The following is a 26627-nucleotide window of genomic DNA, read 5'->3' as shown; positions in this document are numbered from 1 at the left end:
TCGCAAAAGCTATTAAAGCGATTTAAAATTTCAGGTATTGAGAGCTTTTAGTATTTTTAGCGGACATTAATCAGATCATGAAAAGAAAAAACATCTCTCTAAGTTTATTTTTACTTTTAAATTCAGCATTCCCTTTTTCACAACAAAAACCTACTTCGGCTAAAGACCTGCAGGATGCCTTGCAAAAAAAGGAACAGCTTGCCCAAAATTCAATAGTTAAAAATCTTCCACTTAAAAATATCGGTCCGAGTGTCATGAGTGGCAGGGTAACCGATTTTGCGGTAAATCCCGATGATCCCACCGAGTTTTACGTCGCTTATGCCACCGGCGGACTTTGGTATACCAATAATAACGGCACCAGTTTCACCCCGGTGATGGACAATGCGCCAATGCTGAATATAGGCGATGTGGCCGTAGACTGGAAAAACGGAACTATCTGGGTGGGAACCGGCGAGGTGAACGCCTCTCGTTCTTCGTATGCGGGAATGGGTTTGCTTAAAACTGAAGATAATGGTAAAACCTGGCAATTCATGGGCTTACCAGATTCGCATCACATTAGCCGGATTTTGATCAACCCGAAAAATCCTTATGAAGTCGTGGTTGGCGTTGCTGGACATCTTTATTCGGGAAATACTGAAAGAGGAATTTATAAAACCAGCAATGGAGGAAAAACCTGGAGCAAAAAGCTGTTTATAGACGAACATACGGGGATTATCGATATGGCTGCAAATCCCGATAATTTTAATGAATTATACGCTGCCGCCTGGGACAAAGACCGGAAAGCATGGAATTTCAGGGAAAGTGGAAATGGTAGTGGAATCTATAAAAGTACCGATGCAGGCGATACCTGGAAACTGGTTTCCGATAAAAATTCGGGATTTCCTACCGGGGATGGCGTGGGAAGAATAGGTCTTGCGGTGTATGATACCAATACGCTTTATGCCATCGTAGACAACCAGAATCACCGCGAGAAAAAAGAAGAAAAAGAAGAAGAGAAAAAAGGACTTCAGAAAGAAGATTTCCAGAAGATGAAAACTTCAGCTTTTCTGAAACTTGAAAATGAAGAGCTTGAAAGCTTTTTGCGGACTAATGATTTTCCGAAGAAATATTCCGCGGAAAAAGTTAAGGAAATGGTTCGTTCCAATGAGATAAAACCTTCTGATCTCGCTCTTTATCTGGAAGATGCGAATGCAAACCTGTTTGACACCCCTGTGATTGGTGCACAGGTTTATAAAAGTACCGACGGCGGAAAAACCTGGAACAAAACCCACGATGATTATCTGGACGACCTATATTACAGCTACGGTTATTATTTCGGGATGATCCACGTAGATCCGAATAATCCAGACGCGATCTATATCTACGGGGTTCCAATCGTGAAATCTAAAGACGGCGGAAAAACCTTTACTTCCATAGATGCTGAAAATGTACATTCAGACCATCATGCTTTATGGATAGATCCAAAAAAATCTGGCCATCTTATCGATGGTAATGACGGTGGGATCAATATTTCTTACGATGATGGAGAAAACTGGCAAAAGAACAATTCTCCTGCGGTAGGCCAGTTTTACAGCGTAAATGTAGATGATGAAAAACCCTATCGCGTCTATGGCGGACTTCAGGATAATGGTGTGTGGGTAGGACCTCATACCAATGAAGAAGGTCCGGCCTGGACAGCTACCGGCGAGTATAATTTCAAGTCTATCATGGGCGGTGACGGGATGCAGGTTGAAGTTGACAATCGTAACCCAGATATTGTTTACACCGGGTTTCAGTTCGGAAATTATTTCAGACTTAATAGAAAAACCGGGGAGCAGACTTATATCCAGCCCAAACATGAATTAGGTGATCGACCATACCGTTTTAACTGGCAGACACCAATTTTGCTTTCACCACACAACCAGGATATTCTATACATGGGCGCCAACAAACTACTAAGAAGCATGGACCAGGGCGAGAACTGGCAGGTGATCTCAGAAGATCTTACCCAGGGAGGCCGGGAAGGTGATGTGCCTTACGGAACATTGACCACCATCAGCGAATCACAATTCCATTTCGGATTGATCTATACCGGAAGTGACGATGGCTTGATCTATAGAACAAAAGACGGCGGCGGAACCTGGACGCCAATCAATCAGAATTTACCCAAAGATCTTTGGATTTCCCGTGTGATCGCTTCAGAACACAAAAAAGACAGGGTTTATGTGACGCTGAACGGATATCGTTATGATGATTTTAAACCTTATGTATATGTTTCCGAAGATGACGGAAATAGCTGGAAAGATATTAGTTCAAATTTGCCATTATCACCTGTGAACGTGATCCGCGAAGATCCGAACAACGAAAAGGTGCTTTATCTGGGTACAGATAACGGACTATATGTTTCTCTTGATCGTGGCGAAAGCTGGCAGGCATTCGATGCCGGAATTCCCAATGTTCCTGTTCATGACCTGAGAATTCAGAAAAGAGCTAAAGATCTTGTGGTGGGAACTCACGGAAGATCGATCTATATTGCAGATATTGCTCCGGTTTCAAACATGAACAAAGACGAGATGAAAAATGCCCTCACTGTCTCCTCGCCGGAAGAAATAAGGTTCTCCAGCCGCTGGGGAAACTCCTATAGCAAATGGATGGATCCTTACACACCAAAGCTGCCCATAACCTTTTATACTGCAAAGGGCGGAACTGCAAAAATCTCTGTTGTTTCTGAATCAGGTATTGAAGTTCAACATCTGGAAGTGAAGAGTGACATAGGTTTTAATACTACCGACTATGATCTCACAATCACTGAAGATGCCGCGAAAAAGCTTGAAAAAGAGGATGAAAAACTTGATATGAAAAAGGCATCCAACGAAAAATATTATATCCCAAAAGGAAAATATACCATCAAACTGGAACTCAACGGCAAAACAGCAGAGACCAAATTTGAAGTCGATGGAGGCCAGGGCGAAAGAAGCCGTGAGGCTATTTCTGTTCCCGGAGAACCGGAAATGGAGTTTGAAGAATTTTAAAAAAGTAACATTTTGAAAATCCTGATCGTTCCCGATTCATTTAAAGGTAGTCTTTCAGCTAAAGAAGCTACTGAAGCGATCGCTGCCGGTCTTAGCGCAAGCCGGGATGATCTGGAAATTGAAAAATTACCATTTTCAGATGGTGGTGAAGGAGCTTTCGAACTTCTCACCGCCCTGGAATTAGGAAAAACCGCGGAAGTGGAATGTCGGGATCCGCTGGGAAGGACTTTGAAGGCACCGTATTTTTTATTTTCTGAAAATACATCTACCTGGATCGAGCTTTCCCAGGCTTCGGGATTGACGCTTTTAAAGGAAGAGGAACAGAATCCGCTGAAAACCTCCACTTACGGCACCGGATTGCAACTGAAAGATGCACTGGATCGAGGAATCCAAAAAATTTTCCTCGGGATTGGCGGTAGCGGGACCCATGATGTTGCATCGGGGATTTTCATTGCCCTTGGAGGTAAATTGTTGAATAAAGAAGGAAAAGAATTGGCTGCTTCGGGTGAAGCGCTCATAAACTGCGCTTCCATAAATTCCGAAAATCTGCATCCCGCTTTAAAAGATACCGAGATCGTAGTCGCCTGCGACGTGACTAATCCCCTTTTAGGAGAAAATGGAGCAGCGAAAACTTATGCCGAACAGAAAGGCGCTGATTCTGAAACCATCGAAAAACTGGAAAAAGCCACCGCAAAATTCGCCGATCTTCTGGAAAAGGAATTCGGCAGAAGAATAAAAGAAATACCTGGCGGAGGCGCAGCAGGCGGAGTTTCGGCAGGGATGAAGGCTATCGCCAATGCCGAACTCAAACCGGGTTTCGAAATTCTAAGCGAGCTGGCGAAGCTGGAAAAGAAGATAAAAAATGCCGATTTGGTCATTACCGGCGAGGGAAAGACCGATGCCCAAAGCAAACACGGAAAATTACCCTTCAAGATCGCCAACCTGGCTAAAAAACATCAAAAACAAGTCTGGCTTTTGGCAGGAGCCATTACACTTAATAAAACCGAGCTTGAAAAAGCAGGTTTCTCTAAATGGGCAGCAATTAAACCCGGGGATATGCCTTTAAAAGAAGCCCAGTCAAGAGCTTTTGAATTGCTTAAAGAAAAAACCGAAACTATTTTTAAAGAAACAACAATATAAATGGGCCCGGAACTTTTAGCGATTTTAGGTGTTATCGTCTGGATTATCCTGGGCACAAGTTATCTAAAATGGCATCCGTTTATCGTGCTGCTGCTTGCAGCTTTGGGACTTGCTTTTCTACTGGGAATTCCCGCGGCAGAAATCCCTGGGGTTATCAGCGATGGTTTTGGAAGCATGTTCGCTTCTATTGGTTTACTCATTCTTTTTGGTGCCTGGATTGGGGTTTCACTTGAAGCAACGAATGGAACCACAGCTATTGCCCACGGCATTTTGAAGGCTTTGTCTAAATTACGCATGCAATATGTATTGGGTTTCATGGGCTACCTGACCTCCATTCCTGTCTTTTGCGACGCCGCCTTTGTGATATTAGCTCCAATTGCAAAAAAGCTAAGCAGGGGAAGCACCCGTTATAAAAATGCGCTGGTAGTTGCCCTTTCCACAGGTTTATTCTCATCGCATGTACTCGTCCCTCCAACACCGGGGCCCCTTGCCGCGGCGGCTAATCTTCATCTGGAGAACATCTCTTTATTGTTGCTTTTTGGAGGTTTACTGGCCTTTATTCTGATGTTAAGCGGCGCTACTTTTGCCTATTTCATGGCCCCGAAACATTCAGAAAAGGAAAAACCAATCACCGCAATGGAAACCAATGATGATAAACATCTTCCATCATTTTCCAGTGCAATACTTCCGCTGCTTATTCCCATTCTATTGATGGCATTTTCATCTATTTACCCATTATTAGTTCAGGCAAAAGAAAATACAGTTTCACAAATTATTGAATTCACGGGCTCACCAAGCATAGCTTTATTACTGGGAGCATTAGCAGGTTTCTGGATGTGCCGTAAGAATGGAGTTAACCTAACCGAAGTGATTGAAAAAGGGATTAGGCAGGCTGCTCCTATTTTGCTGATCACAGCAATGGGCGGAGCGCTGGGAAAAATTATAGGATTTGCCTCACTTACTGATAACCTTGACTTCGGACTGTTCCAAAACTCCTGGGGCCTCGCACTTCCTTTTTTTATGGCTGCTTTATTAAAATCGGCACAAGGTTCCTCTACTGTTGCCATCATTACCGTTTCATCAATTATGTTCCCGCTTTTAGGAGTTTTGGGACTGGATTCTGAAATAGGAAAAATATGGGTGATCCTGGCCATTGGCTCCGGTGCGGTCACTGTCTCGCATGCCAATGATTCTTATTTCTGGATTGTTAGCCAAATGGGAGATCTTCCTGTAAAAAAGGCCTATAAAACACATACACTTGCGACCCTTATCCAGGGGATCACCGGTTTAATTGTAGTACTTGGAGCCCATGCGATCTGGCAATTTTTTTACTCGTAAAGCCCGAGTCTATTCCGAAGTCTTCTGTTGTCTTTTTGAAGTTTTTCGATTTGTCGAAGCAGGTGATGAATGGCTTCGAGGCCTTCCATATTGATCTCAAGATCCCGGGAAAGCCTGATCATGCGTTCAAATTCACCAAGCTGTTCATCGGGAATGTATTCGGTTTCTTCAATTTTTACGATCTCTATAATGCCGCTTTCAAAAAGGGTACTTACAAACTGACGTTCCACTTTATAGCGTATACAAATCTCTTTCGCAGGAATTAAATTGTCTTTCCTCATAATCCTGTTTTTTGAAGTTCCCTGAATAATCTCTGCTGCTCAGCATTTAAATGTTTCGGCATTTTCACCTTATAAGTTATAAAAAGATCACCGTACTGGCCTTCTTTTTTATATTTTGGAAATCCCTTGCCTTTTAATTTTACCCTGGTATCATTTTGTGTGCCCGGTTTCACATTGAGTTTCACTTTTCCGTTAAAGGTATTCACATGTATCTCGCCGCCCAAAACCGCTGTGGTAAGATCGATTTCCTGATTGGCGTAAAGATTTTCCTTTTCTCTTCGGAAATTGGTGTTATTAATAATATTAAAAGTTATGTAAAGATCTCCCTTCGGGCCGCCCTGAACGCCCAGTCCTCCATGGCCTTTAATCTTTATCGTCTGCCCGTTTTCAACGCCGGCGGGAATGGTTAATCTTATATTTTTGCCATTAACGGTAATGGTTTGTTTATGGCTCGTATAAATATCGCTTAAATTAAGCTGAAGCTCGGCATTGTAATCCTGGCCCTTGAAATGCCGACCCCGCCCGGAACCGTGTGCACGCGCACTGCCCCCGAACATCTGCTCGAAAAAGTCGGAAAAAGTATCGTCATCAAAACTGCCTGAATAATTGTATTGCTGCCCGCCACCGCCAAATCCTCCAAAGCCACGACCTCCGGAAGCCTTTTGTTGTCTTCGAGCCTCTTCGAACTGATCGGCGTGCTGCCAGTCCTTTCCGTATTGGTCATATTTTTTGCGTTTCTCGGGATCACTTAGAACTTCATGAGCTTCGTTAATCTGTTGAAAACGTGCCTGGGCTTCCTTGTCGTTAGGATTTAGATCGGGATGGTATTTTCGGGCCAGCCGCCGATAGGCCTTTTTGATATCGGCTTGAGATGCCGATTTATCAAGTTCCAGTAACTTGTAGTAATCTATAAATTCCATTAACTAATTTTTTAGGATTTAAAAACTCCTGAATGTTTTTCCTGGTTTTTCAATTGGCTTTGTATAAGGCCTATTTGTCCTAAATGATAAATATCATGCTGAATGATTCCTTTTAATAAAAAATCATACGTGTAATCTCTGCCGGCCACTTTCTCATCGAGAAAATGATCGCTTTTATCTTTCAGAAAATCATAAATATCGTTTTGAGCAACTACCAGCTCATGTTTCAGATCTTCCCAGTCTTTCCTGGATTGTACCTCAACCTCCGGCCAGTCCTGCTTTGAATCAATCTTTATGTTAAAACTGCCATTTGACCTAAGTTTTTCTATCGCAAAATTTTTCCATGAAATAAGATGAGCTACTATCTGCGCGACATTGTGAGATTCCGGAAGGCAGGTCTTATCTCCAATAATATACGACACATTTTCAAGTTTCCTCATCACCGATTCCCCATACCAGGGTTCGCCTTCAAAAACTTCAGAAAGAGAAGCTATAAGTTGGTCAATTCTTTTTCCCATGGGTTTCCATTTCAGGAATGAAATTACAAAAATTGCTTGCTCTGCTTCGTTAAGCTTTTGCCAAAACCAATTAAAGAATTTTCTTTGGAATCCAATAAAATCAGCTTTCCCTGTTTTAAAATTCAAAACTCTTAAACTCAAATATTCAACAAATTATAAAGTACTTTGAATTAGTTCTAAATAGAGACTAAAACAAGTACCAAAGTTTGTAAGTAATTAATTCAAACAGTACTTTTGTTGTTAAATTTTCATAAAACATTCATAGCAATGGGAGGATTCCTTAAATCTTCAATAGCAAAGAAATTTGCTATGGCCTTATCAGGTCTTTTTCTGGTCTTTTTTTTACTTCAGCATTTTACAATAAACTTTACTTCGGTCTTTGGTCCCGGCCTTTTTAACCAGTGGTCGCATTTTATGGGTACCAATTTCTTTGTGCAAGCGCTGTTGCAACCAATCCTTATTCTCGGTATTATCTTTCACTTCGTGATGGGATTCATCCTGGAATATCATAACCGTCGGGCGAGACCGGTAAAATATAAAAAATTCAATGGCAGCGCCAATACAACCTGGATGTCCAGGAACATGATCTGGACAGGGCTTGTGGTTCTTGCCTTTCTCGGACTTCATTTTTATGATTTCTGGTTTCCGGAAATCGCTCATAAGTATATTGAAGTAAATCCGGATGATCCCAGCAGGTATTATCCCGAACTGGTAGCCAAATTCCAGGATCCATGGAGGGTAATTCTATATGTGATTTCATTTATATTCCTGAGCCTGCACCTGACTCACGGTTTTTCGTCTTCTTTCCAATCGGTAGGATGGCACAGCAAGAACCGTGAATGGATAAGAAAAAGCACCGTGGCCTTTTCTATCATCATCCCTCTCGGCTTTATTTTTATTGCCGTTTTTCATTACTTTAATAACGTTTAATAGGAAAGATTTATGTCAGTTTTAGATTCACATATACCGGAAGGCCCTTTAGCTCAAAAGTGGACCAACCATAAGAATAATATTAACCTGGTAAACCCTGCGAATAAACGTAATATCGATATTATTGTAATTGGGACAGGGCTTGCCGGAGGTAGTGCCGCAGCAACTCTCGCTGAGCTTGGCTACAATGTAAAGACCTTCTGCTACCAGGATTCTCCACGGCGTGCGCACTCAATCGCCGCCCAGGGAGGAATCAACGCTTCAAAAAATTATCAGGGAGATGGGGATTCAGATTACCGCCTTTTTTATGACACTGTAAAAGGTGGTGATTACCGTTCCAGAGAAGCAAACGTCTACCGTTTAGCTGAAGTTTCAGGTAACATCATCGACCAGTGTGTGGCTCAGGGTGTCCCTTTTGCCCGTGAATATGGGGGTTATTTAGATAACCGCTCTTTTGGGGGTGTACTGGTTTCCCGTACTTTTTACGCAAAAGGTCAAACAGGCCAGCAATTGCTGCTTGGTGCCTATGCCGCTATGAACCGCCAGATCAACCGCGGAAAGATCAAGGCTTTCAATCGCCATGAAATGATGGACCTTGTTCTGGTTGACGGGAAAGCGCGTGGGATCATCGCAAGGAACCTGGTAACTGGAGAAATTGAAAGGCATTCGGCTCACGCCGTTGTGCTTGCTTCGGGAGGTTATGGAAACGTATTCTACCTTTCAACCAACGCAATGGGTAGTAACGTGATGGCTGCCTGGAGAGCCCACCGTAGAGGAGCTTTTTTCGCCAACCCATGTTACACACAAATTCACCCAACCTGTATTCCGGTTTCAGGGGATCATCAGTCAAAGCTTACCCTGATGTCGGAATCCCTTCGTAACGACGGTAGAATATGGGTTCCGAAGAAAAAAGAAGATGCCGAAAAAGTTAGAAAAGGGGAATTAAAGCCCACTGAAATAAAAGAAGAAGATCGCGATTATTATCTGGAAAGAAGATATCCGGCTTTCGGTAACCTTGTGCCTCGTGATGTGGCTTCAAGGGCTGCCAAAGAGCGTTGCGATGCCGGATTTGGAGTAAACAAGACCGGACAGGCCGTTTTCCTTGACTTCGGAAGCGCCTTCGAAAGATATGGTAAGGAAAAAGCCTATTCTTCAGGACATAAAAATCCATCACAGGACGAGATCCTGCGTTTAGGTAAAGAAGTGGTTGAAGCCAAATATGGTAACCTTTTCCAGATGTATGAAAAGATCACCGCGCAAAATCCTTATGAAACACCAATGATGATCTATCCCGCGGTTCATTACACCATGGGCGGACTCTGGGTTGATTATAATTTACAAACAACGATTCCCGGGTGCTATGCCGCCGGGGAAGCCAACTTCTCTGATCACGGAGCGAACAGATTAGGTGCTTCTGCCCTTATGCAGGGACTTGCAGACGGTTATTTCGTTCTGCCTTATACCATTGGTGATTATTTAGCCGATGATATCAGAACAGGAAAAATCCCTACCGATTCTCCTGAATTTGATGCCGCTGAAAAAGATGTAAAAGACCGCATCGATAAACTGATGAATGCCGGCGGAAAACATTCCGTGGATACTTATCATAAAAAGCTAGGCCACATCATGTGGAATAAATGCGGAATGGCCAGGAATGCTGAAGGCCTCAAAGAAGCTATTAAAGAAATAGCAGAATTAAGAGAAGATTTCTGGAAGAATGTTCATATTCCGGGAGAAGCCAATAATAAGAACTCCGAGCTTGAAAAAGCGGGACGCGTTGCCGATTTCCTTGAATTGGGAGAATTATTCGCCAAAGACGCGCTGCATAGAAATGAATCCTGCGGAGGCCACTTCCGCGAGGAATATCAAACCGAAGAAGGTGAGGCTTTACGGGATGATGAAAATTTCAAATATGTAGCTGCCTGGGAATTCACAGGAAATCCGGGGGATGCCAAATTGCATAAAGAAGAATTGACCTTTAAGAATATCGAACTCAAAACCAGAAGTTATAAATAACAGAATTGAGAATTCAGTATCGAGTATCTAGCACTCATTTCTAAATACTCAATACTCAATACTAAAAAATATGAAGCTTACTTTAAAAATATGGCGACAAAAAAACGCCGACGCTCAGGGAAAGTTTGTTGATTATCAAATTGATGGTATCGACGGAGACATGTCTTTTCTTGAAATGCTCGACGTGCTGAACGAACAGCTGGTTGCCAAAGGTGAAGATACTGTAGAATTTGACCATGATTGCCGTGAAGGTATTTGCGGATCGTGTTCATTACAGATCAACGGGGAACCACACGGACCTGAAAAGCTTGTTGCGACCTGTCAGTTGCACATGCGTTCTTTCAAAGATGGGGATACTATTGTGATTGAACCATTCCGTGCGAAGGCATTTCCGGTGATCAAAGATTTGGTGGTAGACCGTTCATCTTTTGACCGGATTCAGCAGGCATGGGGATATATCTCGGTGAATACTTCCGGAAATACCATCGATGCAAACACTATTCCTGTAGAAAAAGCAAAAGCCGATGATTCATTCAACGCGGCGACCTGTATTGGTTGCGGTGCCTGCGTGGCGGCCTGTAAAAATGCCAGCGCGATGTTGTTTACCTCAGCGAAGGTTTCTCAATATGCTTTGCTTCCGCAAGGCCGTGTTGAAGCAACCGAAAGAGTAAAAGCAATGGTTCGGCAAATGGATCTTGAAGGCTTCGGAAACTGTACCAACACCGGTGCCTGTGAAATTGAATGTCCTAAAGGAATTTCTCTCGAAAATATCGCACGCATGAACCGTGAGTTTATGGGCGCCACGACAAAGAGCTAAGAAGTTCTTTAACACTATAAAACTGTCCCAAATTCCTTTCGGAGTTTGGGATTTTTTATGCATCTTATTTAAAATTTAGTCTATGGCGGAAATTACCAGAATCTCTTCAAAATTACCCAAAAGTGAGGTCAGTATCTTCACCGTGATGAGCAAAATGGCAGTTGATCACAATGCCATTAATCTTTCACAGGGATTTCCAAATTTTGAGACCGATAAGGAACTGAAAAACCTTGTTACGCAAGCGATGAAAGAGGGTTATAATCAGTATCCGCCAGCTAATGGTGTTCACGAACTGAGACAGGAAATTTCCAAAAAAATTGAAGGTCTTTCCGGAGTTGCTTACGATCCCGTTTCAGAGGTAACGGTAACTTCAGGAGCCACCGAGGCTTTGTTCTGCGCGATCAGCGCATTTGTTGAAAAAGGAGATGAAGTAATTGTTTTTAAGCCCGCCTATGATACCTATGAGCCCACAATTCTGCTCAATGGCGGAAAACCGGTTCAAATTCAGCTTAAGGGAAAAGAATATAAAATCGACTGGGAAGAGGTCAAAGAGGCCATTACTTCGAGGACGAAAATGCTCATTATCAATACCCCGCATAATCCTACCGGCACGATACTTTCTGAAGCTGATATGAAAGAGCTGGAAAGTTTACTTCAGGGTACCGATATCCTGCTTTTAAGTGATGAAGTCTATGAACACCTGATCTTCGATGGTGAAGAACATCAAAGCGCATCAAAATTTCCAAAACTGGCAGAAAGAGCGATCGTTTGCTCTTCCTTCGGAAAGACTTTCCATAATACCGGATGGAAAACGGGCTATTGCGTGGCGCCGGAACCTTTAATGAAAGAGATCAGGAAGATTCACGAGCTCACCACTTTTTCGGTAAATCACCCCATGCAAAGAGCCTACGCCGAATATTTGAAGAATCCGGAGCATTATCTTCAGCTTGCCCATTTTTACCAGCAGAAAAGGGATTTTTTCCTTGACCTGATCAGGGATTCGAAATTCAGCTTTACTCCTTCAAAAGGCACCTATTTTCAACTACTGAACTTTGAAAAGATCACTACCGAAAATGATGTAATTTTCGCCGAAAGACTGGTGAAAAAGCATAATCTGGCCTCAATCCCTGTTTCCGTTTTCAATATCGACAGGAAAGACCATCACCAGCTGCGGTTCTGTTTTGCAAAGACCGGGGATACCTTAAAAAAGGCTGCAGAAATCCTCTGTAGTTTTTAATATGAATATCCACCTACAACTCTGGGAACAGGATTTCATCCTTCATCCAAGCGGAGCGGTTTACTGGCCGGAGCAGGAAATGCTGCTGATCTCTGATGTGCACCTGGGTAAGATCTCGCATTTTAGAAAACACGGCAGTGCCGTACCATCAAAAGCCATTGCTGAAAACTTCAGAAAAATGGATCTGCTTTTAAAAGAATTCGATCCTGAATTCCTTGTTTTTATGGGCGATCTCTTTCACAGTGCCCTGAATATGGAATGGGAACTTTTTGCCGAGTGGATATCAAAACTCGACCAGCAGATCTTCCTGATTGCGGGCAACCACGATATTATTTCTCCTCTAAAATATGAGCTTCTGGGAATTTCGATGTATTCTTCCCTGAAAATTGAGAATTTCAAACTCACTCATCATCCTGAGGATTCACAGCATCTGTTCAATATTTGCGGCCACATTCATCCCGGTTATAAAATGCGAGGTCTCGCCCGACAAACACTCCGGTTACGTTGCTTTTTTCTTCGGAAACAGCAGCTTATCCTCCCCGCATTTGGTGAATTCACAGGCAACTATTTCATGAAACCCGAAGAAGAAGACCAGATTTTCGCGATTACCGGAAAAGAAGTAATTTTAGTGAACTAATAGCCGCACCATGATAAAACGTCTTGCAGTCTTTAATCTCCTTTCAGTCATACTAAGCATTTTAGTCAGCTATATTTCCCAAACCGGAATAATCAATGGCAATACGATGGGGACCATCAGTCACAAATATTCCAATCTTTTTACACCCGCCGATTATGCTTTCTCTATTTGGGGCTTGATCTATTTGGGACTTTTGGCGTTTTCAATTTTTATGATTCACCAGGCGTATACTGACGGAAAACATACCGAATTTATCCGAAGAACCTCATTTTGGTTTGTTGTGGCAAATATTGCTACCTGTCTCTGGGTTTTCGCGTGGCTATATGAATTTCTTGCCATATCGGTGGTTCTTATGTTCCTTATTTTGCTTAAACTGCTAAAAATAATCCTGAACAATGATATGGAACTTTGGGATGCTCCTTTTAAGGTGATCGCATTTTACTGGTGGCCTATTTGCTTTTATTCTGGCTGGATCGCGGTTGCTTTAATTGCCAATATGGCGTCCTATCTCACCGAATTGGGCTGGGACGGCAGCTTTTTTTCCCAACAGGACTGGACGATCATTATGATCGCGGTTGCTGTCGCCATAAACCTTCTGATGATTTGGTTAAGAAATATGCGCGAATTTGCCCTGGTTGGAGTCTGGGCTCTGGTGGCGATTTACTTTCGGCATACCGGCACTTACGATCAGATCGCCTGGGCGGCAATGGCCGGAGCCGTGTTGTTGTTTCTGAATATTTCCTATCACGGATTCATTAACCGAAAGGAAAATCCGCTTTACCGAATGATCAAAAGCTAAAGCATGGATTTGATATCGCTGGCCCAGCTGGGATAGGTAAATATCATGCCTTTCAAAGTTTCACAATCCAGTTTTCCGCACATCGCCATCACGAACAAATTGATCATTTCTGAAGCCTCTGCACAAAAAAGATGAGCCCCAAGAACCAATCCCGTTTTTTTGTCTATAATGGTTTTAAAGGCATAGTAATCTGAATTGATCCTTTTGGCATTGAACCAGTCAGGAACACGTTTGTGATTGACCTTATAATCATATCCTTTTTCCTGTGCTTCCTTTTCATCCATCCCGACGGAAGCCAGGTTCGGAATGGTAAAAACAACCGAAGGCTGAGGCGGATAGTGCGCGATTTTATTAAAATCCAGATCGAGAAGGTTCGCGGCCACTATTCGAGCTTCCTGGGAAGATAAAGGTGTTAGCGGCAAAGCCTCACTGTCCGAAACATCCCCGCAGGCATAAACATTTTTGTTAGAAACACTCTGTAGATGCTCATTAACCACAATGCCTTTTTTTGAAAATTTCACATTTCCTTTTTCGAGATCCAGTTCGTCGATGGAAGCAACGCGGCCGGCAGCATTTAGGACCATTCGGGCTTTAACCTCCAGCTTTTTCCCTTTTCTTTTTGCAGTTACACGGTAATTTTTCTGAAGTTTCTCAATAGATTCTACCGCTGAGTCGAAAAGGAATTTGATCCCCATCTCTTCCGAAGCTTCCTGGAGATAGTTCGCCATATCTTCATCAAAAGGCTGTAAAATACGAGATTCCATATCTACCACCGTCACCGCCACTCCGCAACGGGCGGCGATATGGGCAAATTCCATCCCCACATACCCGGCACCGATGATAATCATACTTTCGGGCAATTCTTCAAGTTCAAGAAAATCATCACTATTTATAGCCAATTCCCCACCGGGAATTTTAAGCTCCAGAGGTTTATTACCGGTAGCGATCACGATCTTATCGGCGGTTACTGTTTTTCCTTCTACCGAAAGTGTGGACTCCTCAATAAATTTAGGCGACTGGTGATACAGAGTAATGCCAAGTTCCTTCAGTTTTCTTTCGGTGGTGAACGGTACGGCATCGGTAAAGGATTTTTTGAATTTCATTAGCTCTTTCCAGCTAAATTCGGGCATTTTCGTAATTCCATGTCCTTGCATTTTTTCTGCCCTCTCAAGAATTTCGGTAAGACCAAGCAATACTTTTTTCGGATCGCATCCCCTGGTGGCGCAAGTCCCACCAAATTCCCTGTTATCGGCAATTGCAACTTTAAGTCCGTTTTCCGCGCATTGGGTGGCCACTCCTTTTCCAGCGGTGCCGGTTCCAATCACAAATACATCAAAATGCTCTATCGCCATACTGAGGTTTTCGTTGAAATTACTTATGATCTTTGAGAATTTGCGTTATGAAAATGGTAAAACTGGTTAAATGCTATTATATCGTTAAAAGTCTGCCTTCCTGTTGTATGGCTCTGGTGATGAAATTATCTTTGCGGCAATGAGTACCGAATTTATCGCCCAGAAGTTTTTACAATCCCCGCTTCAGCAGGAATTGGGGGATGCTATTTCCAAATCTGAAAAATTACATCTCAAAGGCCTTATTGGATCGGCGCTTTCTTTTGTCGTTTCAAACGCTTTCAAAAATTCAGAAAAACCTTTTCTACTTATCTTTAACGACAAGGAAGAAGCTGCTTACTACCTCAATGATCTCGAGCAGCTTATAGGCGAGAAAAACGTGCTTTTCTATCCAGGGAGTTACCGCAGGCCTTACCAGATCGAGGAAACCGATAATGCCAACGTGCTGTTGAGAGCCGAAGTGCTTAACCGCCTGAATTCACGAAAAAAACCAGCGGTTATCGTCACTTATCCCGATGCGATCTTCGAGAAAGTCGTCACCAAAAAAGAACTTGATAAAAGCACATTAAAAATTTCTGTTGGCGATGAACTTTCCATAGATTTTGTGAATGAAGTGCTTTTCGAATACCAGTTCAAAAGAGTCGATTTTGTGACCGAACCGGGAGAATTTTCGGTACGTGGGGGAATTATAGACGTTTTTTCTTTCAGCCATGATGAACCTTACCGGATTGAATTTTTTGGCGACGAGGTAGACAGTATCCGTACTTTTGATGTGGAAACGCAACTTTCTACCGATAAAAAGAAAAAGATTTCGGTGATGCCGAATGTGGAAAACAAGCATCTGGACGAGGTTCGCGAAAGCTTCTTAAAATATATCTCCTCCCAAACGGTCGTTTTCATCAAAAATCTGGACCTGTTTTCGGCCCAAATGGATAAACTTTTCAGCAAGGCAGAAGAAGCTTTTAAACAACTTCCGGAAGAAGTAAAACACAGTGCTCCAAAAGAGCTTTTCTGCAATGCCGAAATGATCAAACGAGAGTTGCTTGAATTTAGCACTGTAGAATTGAGCAATCAGGCTTTTTTAAATCCGAAGAAGCTCATTCAGTTCAACACGAAACCGCAACCTTCCTTTAATAAACAGTTCGATTTACTGATAGAAAACCTGATCGAAAATCAGGAAGCAGGTTATACCAATTACATTTGCTGCGTAAGCGAGCAGCAGGCAAAACGTTTTCACGATATTTTTGAAGACCAGGAGAAAAAGGTAAAATACCAAACTCCTATTTTCTCTATGTTCCAGGGCTTTATCGATGAAGATTCGAAAACTGTGGTTTATACCGATCATCAAATTTTTGAGCGCTACCACAAATTTCATCTGAAAAATGGCTACGCCAAAAAACAGGCGATCACCCTTAAAGAACTTACCAATCTTGAAGTTGGCGATTATGTGACCCATATTGACCACGGAATTGGAAAATTTGGCGGACTTCAGAAAATCGATGTGGAAGGTAAAAAACAGGAAGCGATCAAGCTCATTTACGGGGAACGCGATATTTTGTATTTGAGCATACATTCGCTTCATAAAATTTCAAAATATAACGGCAAAGACGGGAAGGCTCCGAAGATCTACAAGCTGGGAAGCAATGCCTGGAAAAACCTTAAAAAGAAGACCAAGGCGAGAGTCAAGCACATCGCTTACGACCTGATAAAACTTTACGCCAAACGAAGGCTGGAAAAAGGATTTCAGTACGGGCCGGATTCCTATCTGCAGCTTGAACTGGAAGCCTCATTTATCTACGAAGACACTCCGGACCAAAGTTCGGCTACCGAAGCGGTGAAAAAAGATATGGAAAGCGAAATGCCTATGGACAGGCTTGTTTGCGGTGATGTTGGCTTCGGAAAAACAGAAGTCGCCATACGCGCGGCTTTTAAAGCAGTAGATAATGGAAAACAAGTCGCAGTTTTGGTTCCTACTACAATTCTTGCTTTTCAGCATCACCAAACCTTTTCCGAAAGACTTAAAGATTTTCCGGTTAGAATAGATTACCTGAACCGATTCCGTACAGCCAAAGAGCGCAGGGAAACTCTTGAGGATCTTGAAAACGGTAAAGTGGATATCATTATTGGCACGCATCAGCTGGTCAATAAAGCGGTAAAATTTAAAGATCTTGGATTGCTGGTCGTGGATGAAGAACAGAAATTTGGTGTAGCCGTAAAAGATAAACTGAAGACGATCAGGGAAAATGTAGATACGCTTACGCTTACCGCGACACCAATTCCGCGTACGCTTCAGTTCAGTTTGATGGCAGCACGAGATCTTTCAACTATTACTACTCCCCCGCCAAACCGATATCCCATCGAATCGCATGTCATCAGGTTTTCAGAAGAGACTATAAGAGATGCTATCTCTTATGAAATTCAGCGTGGCGGCCAGATCTTCTTTATTCACAATCGGGTTGAAAACATCAGGGAAGTTGCCGGGATGATCCAGCGACTGGTTCCGGATGCCAAGATTGGCGTGGGCCACGGACAAATGGAAGGTAAGAAATTGGAGAATTTAATGCTCAGTTTTATAAATGGAGAATTCGATGTGCTGGTTTCCACCACTATCGTGGAGAGCGGCCTGGATGTGACCAATGCGAATACCATTTTCATCAATAACGCCAATAATTTCGGACTTTCTGACCTTCATCAAATGCGCGGAAGGGTGGGAAGAAGTAATAAAAAGGCTTTCTGTTATTTTATCACTCCGCCTTTTTCGGCTATGACCGAAGATGCCAGAAAACGTATTACTGCGCTGGAACAATTTTCAGAACTCGGCAGCGGTTTCAATATCGCCATGAAAGACCTTGAAATTCGCGGTGCCGGAGACCTGCTCGGCGGCGAACAAAGCGGATTTATCAATGAGATAGGATTTGATACTTATCAGAAAATATTGAATGAGGCGATTGAAGAGCTGAAAGAGAACGAATTCCGGGATCTTTACAGTGGGCAGGAAGATCTTGAAACCAAAGAATTTGTGAAAGAAACGCAGATAGATACCGATTTCGAACTTCTATTCCCCGACGATTATATCAATAATATCACCGAAAGGCTGAATCTTTATACCAAGCTCAATGATCTGAAAACCGAAGAAGAACTTGAAAAATTTGAGGCAGAACTTGTAGACCGATTTGGAGAATTGCCTACTCAGGCTGTGGATCTGTTGAACAGTGTGCGCATCAAATGGATCGCTTCCCATATTGGTCTGGAAAGAGTGGTGATGAAAAAAGGAAAATTTGTAGGATATTTCATTGCTGACCAGAAATCAAGATTTTATCAAACAAATAATTTCACAAAGATCCTTCAGTATGTGCAAACTCATGCAAATACCTGCAAGATGAAGGAAAAGGAAACCAGAAACGGACTACGGCTGTTGCTCACTTTTGAAAGGATCACTTCCGTGGAAAAAGCCCTGAAAGTATTGCAGCCGCTGGATTTCAGAAAAAAGGAAGAGGTAGAAACCTAGCTCTTCTGTAGGCTCAAGCCAAAAAATTCATAGAATCAAAAGCTCCTCTCCTTTTAGGAGAGGTGTCCGCTTATTGCGGACGGAGAGGTCAGTTAACTCTTAAAACTGGCTTTTATTCTCTCTAAAACTTCGGGAAGATTCTCGAAAACCATTCTGTTTTCAAACCTAATAACTTTAATTCCAAGTTGATTTAATTTTTCCGTGCGTATTTTATCACTTTCCGTGGCAATTTCATTAAAGTGTACCTGTCCGTCCAATTCTATACCAAGCATTTCTTCATAACAGAAAAAATCAAGAATAAAATTCTCGACGCTGTGCTGCCTTCTAACCTTTCTTCCCTCAAGCTTTTTATTCTGAAGCTGCTTCCATAGAAAAGCTTCTGCCGGAGTAAGAGATTTTCTAAGCTTTTTTCTATAAGGTTCTAAATATTTTCGGCTGTGAATTCTGTTCTGCATACATATTTTTTTTGATCCTTCTGTCCGCCCAAGGCAGACGTCTTCAAAAAGGGAAGAATAAAGAGCCTTTTTGTTAATTTCCAGTGATTCTAATATTATCCAGATCATAGGTCGTGCTTTTATCAGGATCGGCGCCGAGATACTGGAATCCGATCCAGACCTTTCCTTCCATACAGGAAATATCGATTTTAGAAGATTTAAAAATCGTTGCAGAAGTATTTGAAGGCCCTAATGGGATATTTGCATCCAATAAGGTCCAGGCTGTAGTCTTTGGATTCCCGGTAAAATTATTGGTTATAAATGCTTTAATGATCATACTATTATCATAGGAAGCGCGCAGGTCAAAACTTAGAACTTCCTCAGTCGAAGTATCCAGATTAACAGGCGGGGTAACCAGCCAAACTTCTACGGGGCTTTCATGAGTATTATAGGCCGATACCCTTAAAATACGATTCCCACTTGCCAGCGTGGGCTTAAATTTGGTCTCGCCTCCGCTCACATTCACATTCGTCCAGTGTCTAGAATTAAGAGTGGTCTGGGAAGTAACCCCGTCAAAATTTTCATCGAAAAGAAGCCTGGAACCCATTGCTGTATTCTCACCACAAGCCAGATATTGTGGATCACAACGCCCACCATTTAACTGTAATTTTTCTGGAGAATTAAGGACAATAACATAGTTTTCATCATAAAAATCGCGGGTAAGCACACCTTCCACACTCCCCGAGCCCTGGGGTAATAGCAGCATTTTAAAATTTGAAAAAGTACTTGTACTTAAAATTAAAGTTTCACCGGTTTCGCAACTTAGCATCTGTCGGGCGCCATCATATTGATCTACTGAATTTGAAGCAAACGAAAAAAGATCATTATCACGCACCAGGCTTTTTTCAAATTGAACATGATCTATCTTTACATACAAATTAGAATGTTCCGGAGAAAAATCAGCGATTTTGAGTGGTAGAGGCCTGATCTCTAAAGTACTTTCGGAACGTACCACATGATCATCAATCAGTGATTTTGGAACTGCCACGATATCGCCCCGGTTCTGGATCCCCAATTGCAAAACACCATTATTAAAGCCAAGGCTTAGACCATCGAGTTTTATAAATACCTTTCTTCCGAAATTATAGGTTTCAAAAAGAGAATTATCGTCCAATAAAATCTGAATTCCCGCTGTAGGATTTTCCGGCTTATCCTGCAAAACCAGTTTCTTGTAAAAATTCCCGGCAGCGTCGCTGGAAATCACATACCCCGTAAACCAGGTATTGGTTTCCTCGAAATTGTAAATTTCACCGGTAGAAAAATCGAAATTCCCTTTTACAGCGGCAATACTGGTCAGGTTTCCATCTATTTCAACGGAAGGATTCTTTAATTCCGGTGTCTCGAATTCATCCGAAACACAGCCACCCAAAAGAATGGGCATCAAACCTATAATTAAAAATTTCACCTTCATAGTCTTAAAATCGTAAGTTGAGATTGATAAAAAAGCTGGTTCCCTGACCGTACCAGTATTTAGCGGGGAAAAGTGGATATTCCCTATCTGTGTCCTCTTCCAGTTCCCGATAATTCGAGTTTCTTGCCTGCTCATAGCCGCCCGATTTATATAGCGTATTCAAAATATTATTCAGGCTGGCGAAAAGGCCCAGATATTTATCTTTTATCCTCCAGGATTTACCCCCTATCGCATTCCAAATAAAATAATCATCGAATTTTTCCTGTTTTAGTAATTCGGAAGCTATCTCCGGATCGTAATCAAGCAAAGGCTGATTATCAAAATCTATTTGAAAATTCGCCGTTCTGCTCAGCGGATTGATATCTATAAAAGCATTGGCAAAATAATTCAGACTTGTTCCAAACCACCAGAAATCGGGATCGCGATATTCTAAGCCTAACTGCGTAGCGGTTTGCGGTCCCCCCGGCAAACGATAATTTTTCAGGTAGGTCTTTCCATAATCCAGAACTCCTTCAAAAGCGGCAGAGGTGAGCATCAAATTGGGATTATTTGAATAAAAATATTCTCCGAGGCCAGCGGCAGATTTAATTTTGATGGTGGAGCTAAGCTGATATTCGGCACCGAACTCCAGGCCGTAATAGCGCTTATCCATACCGCTCAAAACCTCCTGAACAAAAGCAGTGGTAGTCTCCCGTTCCAGGCCGGAAAGGCCTTCAGCATAATAATAGGAGATTTCTGTAATGTCTTTGATATTTGTATAAAAGCCGGTGATCCTGGTATTGAAAGCCGAAGATCGATAACGATAGCTGAGATCTGATGAAAGAATTTTTTCCGAAGTAAATCGGGGAACTGTAAAATTGTTCTGCCGCGGATTGACGAAGGCATTCTTAAAGCCCGGAGTTTTGGTAAAATAACCAGCATTAAATTCAATATTCTGTCGGTCGGAGATCTTATAAACTGCGCCAGATTTCATTCCAAAATCGGTAAGGCCGAGCTTTTTACTCCAGTCCAGGGAGGTTTCAGGATAAAGTCCGTTTTGATAATTGCCAAAACGCTGGTAAGAAGTTTGAGCAATTTTACCGGAAATAAATAATTCCCATTTCCGATTTTCATATTGAAGCTGAGAAAAAAATTCAGAGTTAACCGATTCCACTTCATAATCATATTTATAGTGTTCGCCTTCAGAAACAAGACGATTAAAATGATTAAGATCGCTTTGATTTGGAATACCCGAGCCGTCATTATTGGCAAAAACATCTATGTCGAGAAAATATTTTCCTCCTAAAAGGTCCTTTATTCTGCCAAAATTCTCAGTTTTCAGTTTATAAAAACTTAAAGAAGAATTCAGTTTTAAATGATCATTTATGACATATTCGAAGATCGAATTTGCCCCCAGTCTATGATCATAATTTACATCTTCAGCCAAAGCATAGATAGAATTCATGCCGTTTTCACCGGCCTGCGCATTCGCTGAATAAAGTGCATTCCAATCTAAGCGCCCCTTCTCCATTATATCTTTCTGTGCTCTCCAGGCCACTTCGTATTTTGGATTATCGCTAAAGCGCAAAAAATAGGAGGGTAATTTTTGGTAATAGGTCGGATCAGGGTTTTCACCGGAAGCGGTATAGCTAACCTGGTTGTTGAATTCAACCGCTGATGCTCCTAAATAATCGATGCGGGAATTGGAAATTTCACCAAACTGGTACATCAAATTGGTATTCAAACTTGCTTTCTCGCCTAATTTCAAAAAATGATTCAACTGGAAGAACGGCTGATTGATCTCACGCATTCGTGAATTTCTGATTTCGTTATCCTGGTAACCCCAATAGGGATTATATTTTCGGCCCTTAAGATCGAAAACCTCCTGAGTCAGGGCTGCCGTTTTTCCTCTTCGGTTTGGGGTATATACGACGGAAAGATTGAGGGAATGATTGTCATTAATTTTCTTTTCAACTGAAACAAAAATTGAATTCGCATCGTAAACGGTGCCCTCCACATATCCTTCTTCAGCATAACGTCTGCTTGCGGAAAACACATAATACCAGCCATTTTTTTCTTCGCCGGAAGCGTAAGTAGCCATCAGCCTGCCGGTATAGCTCCGGTTAGATGCGGAGGCAGAAATGCGGCCGCCTTTTTGATATTTTGAGGCACGCATGATGATATTTGTGGTTCCGCCGAGGCCGCCAAATTGAAAATCATTTTCGGTAATTCCGGGATTGAAGATCTGATTACGCTGAACGTCGTTAAGTCCGCCCCAGGAATTCCATTGCGGCCTGCCATCAAAAGCCTGGTTCATTTCGATACCGTTAATAAGGACTTTTCCATATTCGGAACCCAGCCCGCGGGGACGATAGAATGTCTGGCCAAAATCGAAAGCCGCGGCATTGAAATAGACATCACGGCTGGATTGAAGAATTCCGGAGATATTATCGAATTCAGTTTCCTCTGAAAGCAGTTCGGCATCAGAAAGCGAAATGGTAGCATTCTGATTTTGCTCAAAAGAAAGATCAGCTTGCAATTGAACAACGGCAAGGGATCTTTTTTCCGGTGAAGACCGAATTGGAATCCGCTTAAGAAGATATCCCGGTTTTTCTATTTTCAGAATATATTCACCGGAAGGAACTTCTTCAAGTTCCAGATGAAAAAAACCATCGGAATCGGAAAAAACTTCGCTAACAAAACCTTCAATTGAAACTTTTACCTGTGGTAAGGGCACTTCGGTAAAGGCATCAGCAAAACGACCTTCGATGTCGATCTGCTGGCCGTTCACAAACATGCACAAGGGCATGGCTGCGAATACCAGAATATGCTTTATGTTCATTAATGTGCCCCAATTATATTTTTTAAATTTTTTTAAGAATCAAATATATAACAAACTTAAATTCAGTAATTTAAAATTTTGAAAATAATTTTTTATACGTGAACGTTAAAATTATAAAGCTCAGTAAATTCAGGATATTTTCAATAATAATTTTTTTATGGTTCCATTTTTATTCGCAGGAAAAAAAGAGTTTTGAGATCGAAACTATCGCTTTTTATAACCTGGAAAATTTATTTGATACCATAAATAATCCTGAAACCTTCGATGACGATCGTACACCTTTGGGAAAAGATGTTTGGAATGGGGAAAAATACAGGCGAAAACTTGAAAATATGAGCCGGGTCCTCGCTGATATCGGCAGGGATCAAAATTCCAAACCCCCTGTGCTTATTGGAGTTTGTGAGATTGAAAACCGGCAGGTGCTGGAAGATCTGGTGGCAGATGAAAAGCTTGCTCCTTTTCATTACGGGATTGTTCATTACGACTCACCCGATGAAAGAGGAATCGATGTGGCTTTACTATTCCAAAAAAGGTATTTTAGGGTTTTGAGTTCACAGCCTAGAAAACTGGTGATCTATGAACCTGATCAGCCTTCAAAAAGGGATTATACCCGCGACCAGTTGGTAGTTACAGGTTTACTGAACGATGAAGAAATAAATTTGATCATCAATCACTGGCCCTCCAGGGGAGGCGGAGAATTAAAAAGTTCCTATAAAAGAGAAAAAGCAGCGGCCCTGAACAAACGTATCATTGATTCGCTGCGGAATATCAATCCAAAGGCGAAGATCATCGCAATGGGTGATTTCAATGACGATCCTACCAGTAAAAGCTTTAAAAGAGTACTCCAAACGAAGGCTTCAAAAAAAGATTTATCTGTCACAGACCTATACAACCCAATGGAAAATATGCTTAAAGAGGGGAAAGGCAGTCTTGCCTATCGCGACAGTTGGAATTTGTTCGACCAGATCTATATGTCTTCAAATCTGATAACTTCTGATCATGGATATACTTTTTATAAAGCCGGGATTTTCAACAAACCATATTTGATCACCCAAAACGGACAATTCAAAGGCTATCCCTTTAGGACATATGGCTATGCTGGCTATGAAGGCGGGTATAGTGATCACTTTCCGGCATATATCTATTTGATAAGACCTTCAGAATAAAAAAAGTCCGGCAGAAAAACCGGACTTTATAAATATTTCATTTTAAAACCATGCGCTCCAGGGAATCCTGGAAAGGACCACTACCAGTGCCAGCCCATAGTAAATAGCGAGGGTTTTAAATTTAGGTTTAGAAGTAAGTTTCTTTTTATGTTTGGAATATCCCATCGTTATGAGGATAACGGCAACGATCATCATAAAAGGATGCTCCACATTGTATAAACGCAGCGTGGAATCGGCCATCACACCTCCTACACCTTCTTCGCCCCACATTTTGAAATAAGGAGCGCTGAAATAAAGCACGATCCCAATCAGCAACTGAATATGGGTTACGATAAGCGTAAAAAGGGCAATCCTGAAATTAGTGGCTGAATACTCCTTATTCAGAGCAAAGCCAATAATGGCGTTGAAACTCGCGATCAGGATCATGAAAAGCACTATATACGCCCACCAGGAATGTATAAATTGAACTGTTTGGTACATAAATTATTATTTAGGATTGCTAAAATACAAAACAATTTATTGCCAACGATTTTGAGCGGGTTCTCCTCCCCAAATTAATGTTGCCAGGTAAGGATTATCAATAAAAGGGTTTCGATTCCCCTGGGCGCCTTCAATCACATTATTTCGCTGAATTTCGAATTCTGAAACAGGATCTTCACGGTTCCATTTAAGAAATAGATCTTTCGAGCCTACTTCATCAAAACTATCGCCATAAGCCAGATTTACATACATTACCATTCGGGCAACATCTCCACGCCAGTCGTCACCGGGAAACCATTTGTTCCCATCTACTAATTTATAAGTACCGGTACCGTCGGTAAAAGGATAATAAGACCTTTCGGAATTTACATCTATATCGGCCACCCGCATGTGATGCAAATCATTTGCAGCCTCATCATGATCTAATTTGGACTGTGGATAGATATGTTCTGTATTAAAAGTTTCTCCCCTGAGAGGTGGTTCATGCAATTGATATTGATCGTCTGGTCTGCTTTCGCCAGAGTACATTAAGATAACCTTACTTGGATCAGCAGGATCGGCATCAGCATCATATAAATAGTCATGACGATCGGTATATTCCAGATGGGTGGTATGCATAGCGTTGGTGAAATCTGAAAGTAGTTGATAAGCGATCGTACCTCCCCCCTTAGCAAATATCGCATCTCCATAATAATATTCCAGATCTGCCGGAATATTAAATCCGTATGATTCAACAACCGAAACTGTAACCGTAGCAGTAGAACAAAATTGATCTACATCATCGTCACAAATTGTGTACGTAAAGGTGTCATCGCCAGAAAAACCTGCCTGAGGCTCAAAGGTGACAGTCCCGTCTTCATTAAGAGTAGCGGTGCCATTTCCTGTCGATTCTACCGAAGTGATCACAGCATCATCAATAAGATCATCGTTGTCTAAAAGATTTTTAAAAGTTGTCTCAGTAGTTCCAGAGGCAATAATTACAGAATCATCTTCAGCTTTTGGAGAACCTTCATCAACCACGGTCATAGTAATAGTGGCTGTTGAACAATTTGGAGTTTCATCATCGTCGCAGATCGTGTAAGTGAAAGTGTCTTCTCCAGAAAAATGCTCATTAGGAACATATCTAATTGAGCCGTCTTCTTGAAGTGTAACAGTGGCATTTCCGCTTTCGCTCAATACATCAGTTACCGTTGCGTTATCTTTAAGATCATCATTATTAAGGTAATTCCTGATAGTATAGCTCTCATTTTCATTAATTTGATAGGAATCATCAATCGCCACTGGATCACCTGCATCGCCAACACTAATAGTCACGGTAGCAGTAGAGCAACGATTAGAATCTCCAGGTACACATAGTGTATAATCAAAAGTATCATCACCTTTAAAATCTGCAGGAGGAGTATACGTGTAAGTTCCATCACGATTATCGGTAATTGAGCCACCTGCGGTAGTCTCATTATCAAAATCTTTAATGCGCGCATTGTCTACTATTTCATCGTTTTCCAAAAGGATGGATGATTGAAATGTATATTCTTCATTTTCAACAGCACTAAGTTTATCGGCTTTTGCAACTGGATCTGGATCCGGGGTTGGCTTAGGTTGGCCTGGAGTATCCTCGCTACTGCAAGCCATTAAAAAAAATAATAATTGAAAAGCGACTAAAAATCCTTTTACCATTCCTTTTTTCATACCTCCAAAATATTAATTATGAGAAAATAAAACCTCCTGTAAAAATACAGGAGGTTTTGTATAAT

General features: G+C 41.8%; 20 protein-coding genes. 11 read left to right on the top strand and 9 right to left on the bottom strand.

What is annotated here, in order from left to right; all coding sequences use genetic code 11:
• The first annotated feature begins 77 nt into the window (after nt 1–77).
• The 3 genes from C7S20_RS06695 to C7S20_RS06685 are packed head-to-tail and all read left to right on the top strand — an operon-like array spanning nt 78 to nt 5489.
• Nucleotides 78–3011 (top strand): VPS10 domain-containing protein, encoded by a 2934-nt coding sequence (locus C7S20_RS06695; RefSeq protein WP_107011761.1) that lies wholly within the window; start codon nt 78–80, stop codon nt 3009–3011.
• 12 nt (nt 3012–3023) lie between these two features.
• Complete coding sequence (locus tag C7S20_RS06690) at nt 3024–4151, top strand: glycerate kinase (RefSeq protein WP_159039888.1); 1128 nt, start codon at nt 3024–3026, stop codon at nt 4149–4151.
• A complete protein-coding gene (locus C7S20_RS06685; protein WP_107011759.1) occupies nt 4152–5489 on the top strand; it encodes a GntP family permease in 1338 nt (445 codons plus the stop codon).
• Here the strand turns inward: C7S20_RS06685 and C7S20_RS06680 are convergent.
• From C7S20_RS06680 to C7S20_RS06670, 3 genes are read right to left on the bottom strand one after another with little or no spacing between them, the layout of a single operon-like run.
• Complete coding sequence (locus C7S20_RS06680) at nt 5480–5770, bottom strand: chaperone modulator CbpM (protein ID WP_107011758.1); 291 nt, start codon at nt 5768–5770, stop codon at nt 5480–5482. The two genes, C7S20_RS06685 and C7S20_RS06680, sit on opposite strands and share 10 nt — an antisense overlap.
• A complete protein-coding gene (locus tag C7S20_RS06675; RefSeq protein WP_107011757.1) occupies nt 5767–6690 on the bottom strand; it encodes a DnaJ C-terminal domain-containing protein in 924 nt (307 codons plus the stop codon). The genes C7S20_RS06680 and C7S20_RS06675 overlap by 4 nt, the downstream gene beginning before the upstream one ends.
• An 11-nt stretch (nt 6691–6701) precedes the next feature.
• Nucleotides 6702–7208, bottom strand: coding sequence for a DinB family protein (locus tag C7S20_RS06670; RefSeq protein WP_159039887.1), 507 nt, complete (start codon nt 7206–7208; stop codon nt 6702–6704).
• A gap of 267 nt (nt 7209–7475) precedes the next feature.
• Here C7S20_RS06670 and C7S20_RS06665 point away from each other — a divergent pair, with 267 nt between their 5' ends.
• From C7S20_RS06665 to C7S20_RS06640, 6 genes are all read left to right on the top strand, one after another.
• Nucleotides 7476–8138, top strand: coding sequence for a succinate dehydrogenase cytochrome b subunit (locus C7S20_RS06665; protein WP_107011755.1), 663 nt, complete (start codon nt 7476–7478; stop codon nt 8136–8138).
• 12 nt (nt 8139–8150) lie between these two features.
• Nucleotides 8151–10154, top strand: a complete 2004-nt coding sequence (locus tag C7S20_RS06660) for a fumarate reductase/succinate dehydrogenase flavoprotein subunit (protein ID WP_107011754.1) — start codon at nt 8151–8153, stop codon at nt 10152–10154.
• A gap of 70 nt (nt 10155–10224) precedes the next feature.
• Entirely contained in the window at nt 10225–10971 is a 747-nt protein-coding gene (locus C7S20_RS06655) for a succinate dehydrogenase/fumarate reductase iron-sulfur subunit (RefSeq protein WP_107011753.1), read from the top strand.
• An 82-nt stretch (nt 10972–11053) separates the two neighbouring features.
• Entirely contained in the window at nt 11054–12208 is a 1155-nt protein-coding gene (locus tag C7S20_RS06650; RefSeq protein ID WP_107011752.1) for a methionine aminotransferase, read from the top strand.
• Nucleotide 12209: 1 nt separating this feature from the next.
• Nucleotides 12210–12845, top strand: coding sequence for a ligase-associated DNA damage response endonuclease PdeM (gene pdeM / locus C7S20_RS06645; protein ID WP_107011751.1), 636 nt, complete (start codon nt 12210–12212; stop codon nt 12843–12845).
• Nucleotides 12846–12855: 10 nt separating this feature from the next.
• Nucleotides 12856–13644: a hypothetical protein gene (locus C7S20_RS06640; RefSeq protein WP_107011750.1), complete on the top strand. Its 789-nt coding sequence runs from the start codon at nt 12856–12858 to the stop codon at nt 13642–13644.
• Here C7S20_RS06640 and C7S20_RS06635 read toward each other — a convergent pair.
• On the bottom strand, nt 13641–14996 hold the full coding sequence (locus C7S20_RS06635; RefSeq protein WP_107011749.1) for a dihydrolipoyl dehydrogenase family protein: 1356 nt from the start codon (nt 14994–14996) through the stop codon (nt 13641–13643). The genes C7S20_RS06640 and C7S20_RS06635 overlap by 4 nt on opposite strands.
• Nucleotides 14997–15135: 139 nt before the next feature.
• Between C7S20_RS06635 and mfd the strand changes: the two genes are divergently transcribed.
• On the top strand, nt 15136–18501 hold the full coding sequence (gene mfd, locus C7S20_RS06630; RefSeq protein WP_107011748.1) for a transcription-repair coupling factor: 3366 nt from the start codon (nt 15136–15138) through the stop codon (nt 18499–18501).
• Between the two features lie 92 nt (nt 18502–18593).
• On the opposite strand, the gene C7S20_RS06625 is transcribed toward mfd, so the two are convergent.
• From C7S20_RS06625 to C7S20_RS06615, 3 genes are all read right to left on the bottom strand, one after another.
• Nucleotides 18594–18956, bottom strand: coding sequence for an endonuclease domain-containing protein (locus C7S20_RS06625; RefSeq protein WP_107014121.1), 363 nt, complete (start codon nt 18954–18956; stop codon nt 18594–18596).
• Between the two features lie 73 nt (nt 18957–19029).
• Nucleotides 19030–20400 carry a DUF5689 domain-containing protein gene (locus tag C7S20_RS06620; protein WP_423738330.1) on the bottom strand — a complete coding sequence of 457 codons (1371 nt, stop codon included), beginning with the start codon at nt 20398–20400 and terminating at the stop codon, nt 19030–19032.
• A 10-nt stretch (nt 20401–20410) separates the two neighbouring features.
• Complete coding sequence (locus C7S20_RS06615) at nt 20411–23227, bottom strand: TonB-dependent receptor (protein WP_107011746.1); 2817 nt, start codon at nt 23225–23227, stop codon at nt 20411–20413.
• Between the two features lie 98 nt (nt 23228–23325).
• Between C7S20_RS06615 and C7S20_RS06610 the strand changes: the two genes are divergently transcribed.
• Nucleotides 23326–24393, top strand: coding sequence for an endonuclease/exonuclease/phosphatase family protein (locus C7S20_RS06610; RefSeq protein WP_227009116.1), 1068 nt, complete (start codon nt 23326–23328; stop codon nt 24391–24393).
• Between the two features lie 42 nt (nt 24394–24435).
• Here C7S20_RS06610 and C7S20_RS06605 read toward each other — a convergent pair whose 3' ends face one another.
• A complete protein-coding gene (locus tag C7S20_RS06605) occupies nt 24436–24873 on the bottom strand; it encodes a hypothetical protein (protein ID WP_107011745.1) in 438 nt (145 codons plus the stop codon).
• Between the two features lie 36 nt (nt 24874–24909).
• The gene (locus C7S20_RS06600) at nt 24910–26562 is read right to left on the bottom strand and encodes an Ig-like domain-containing protein (protein ID WP_227009115.1); all 1653 of its coding nucleotides are present in this window, start codon (nt 26560–26562) and stop codon (nt 24910–24912) included.
• Between the last annotated feature and the right edge of the window lie 65 nt (nt 26563–26627).

Origin of the sequence: Christiangramia fulva (assembly GCF_003024155.1) — a bacterium.
GTDB classification, from domain to species: Bacteria; Bacteroidota; Bacteroidia; order Flavobacteriales; family Flavobacteriaceae; genus Christiangramia; species Christiangramia fulva.
Note: the sequence above shows the minus strand (reverse complement) of the source record. Positions and strands in the feature narration are given on the sequence as shown.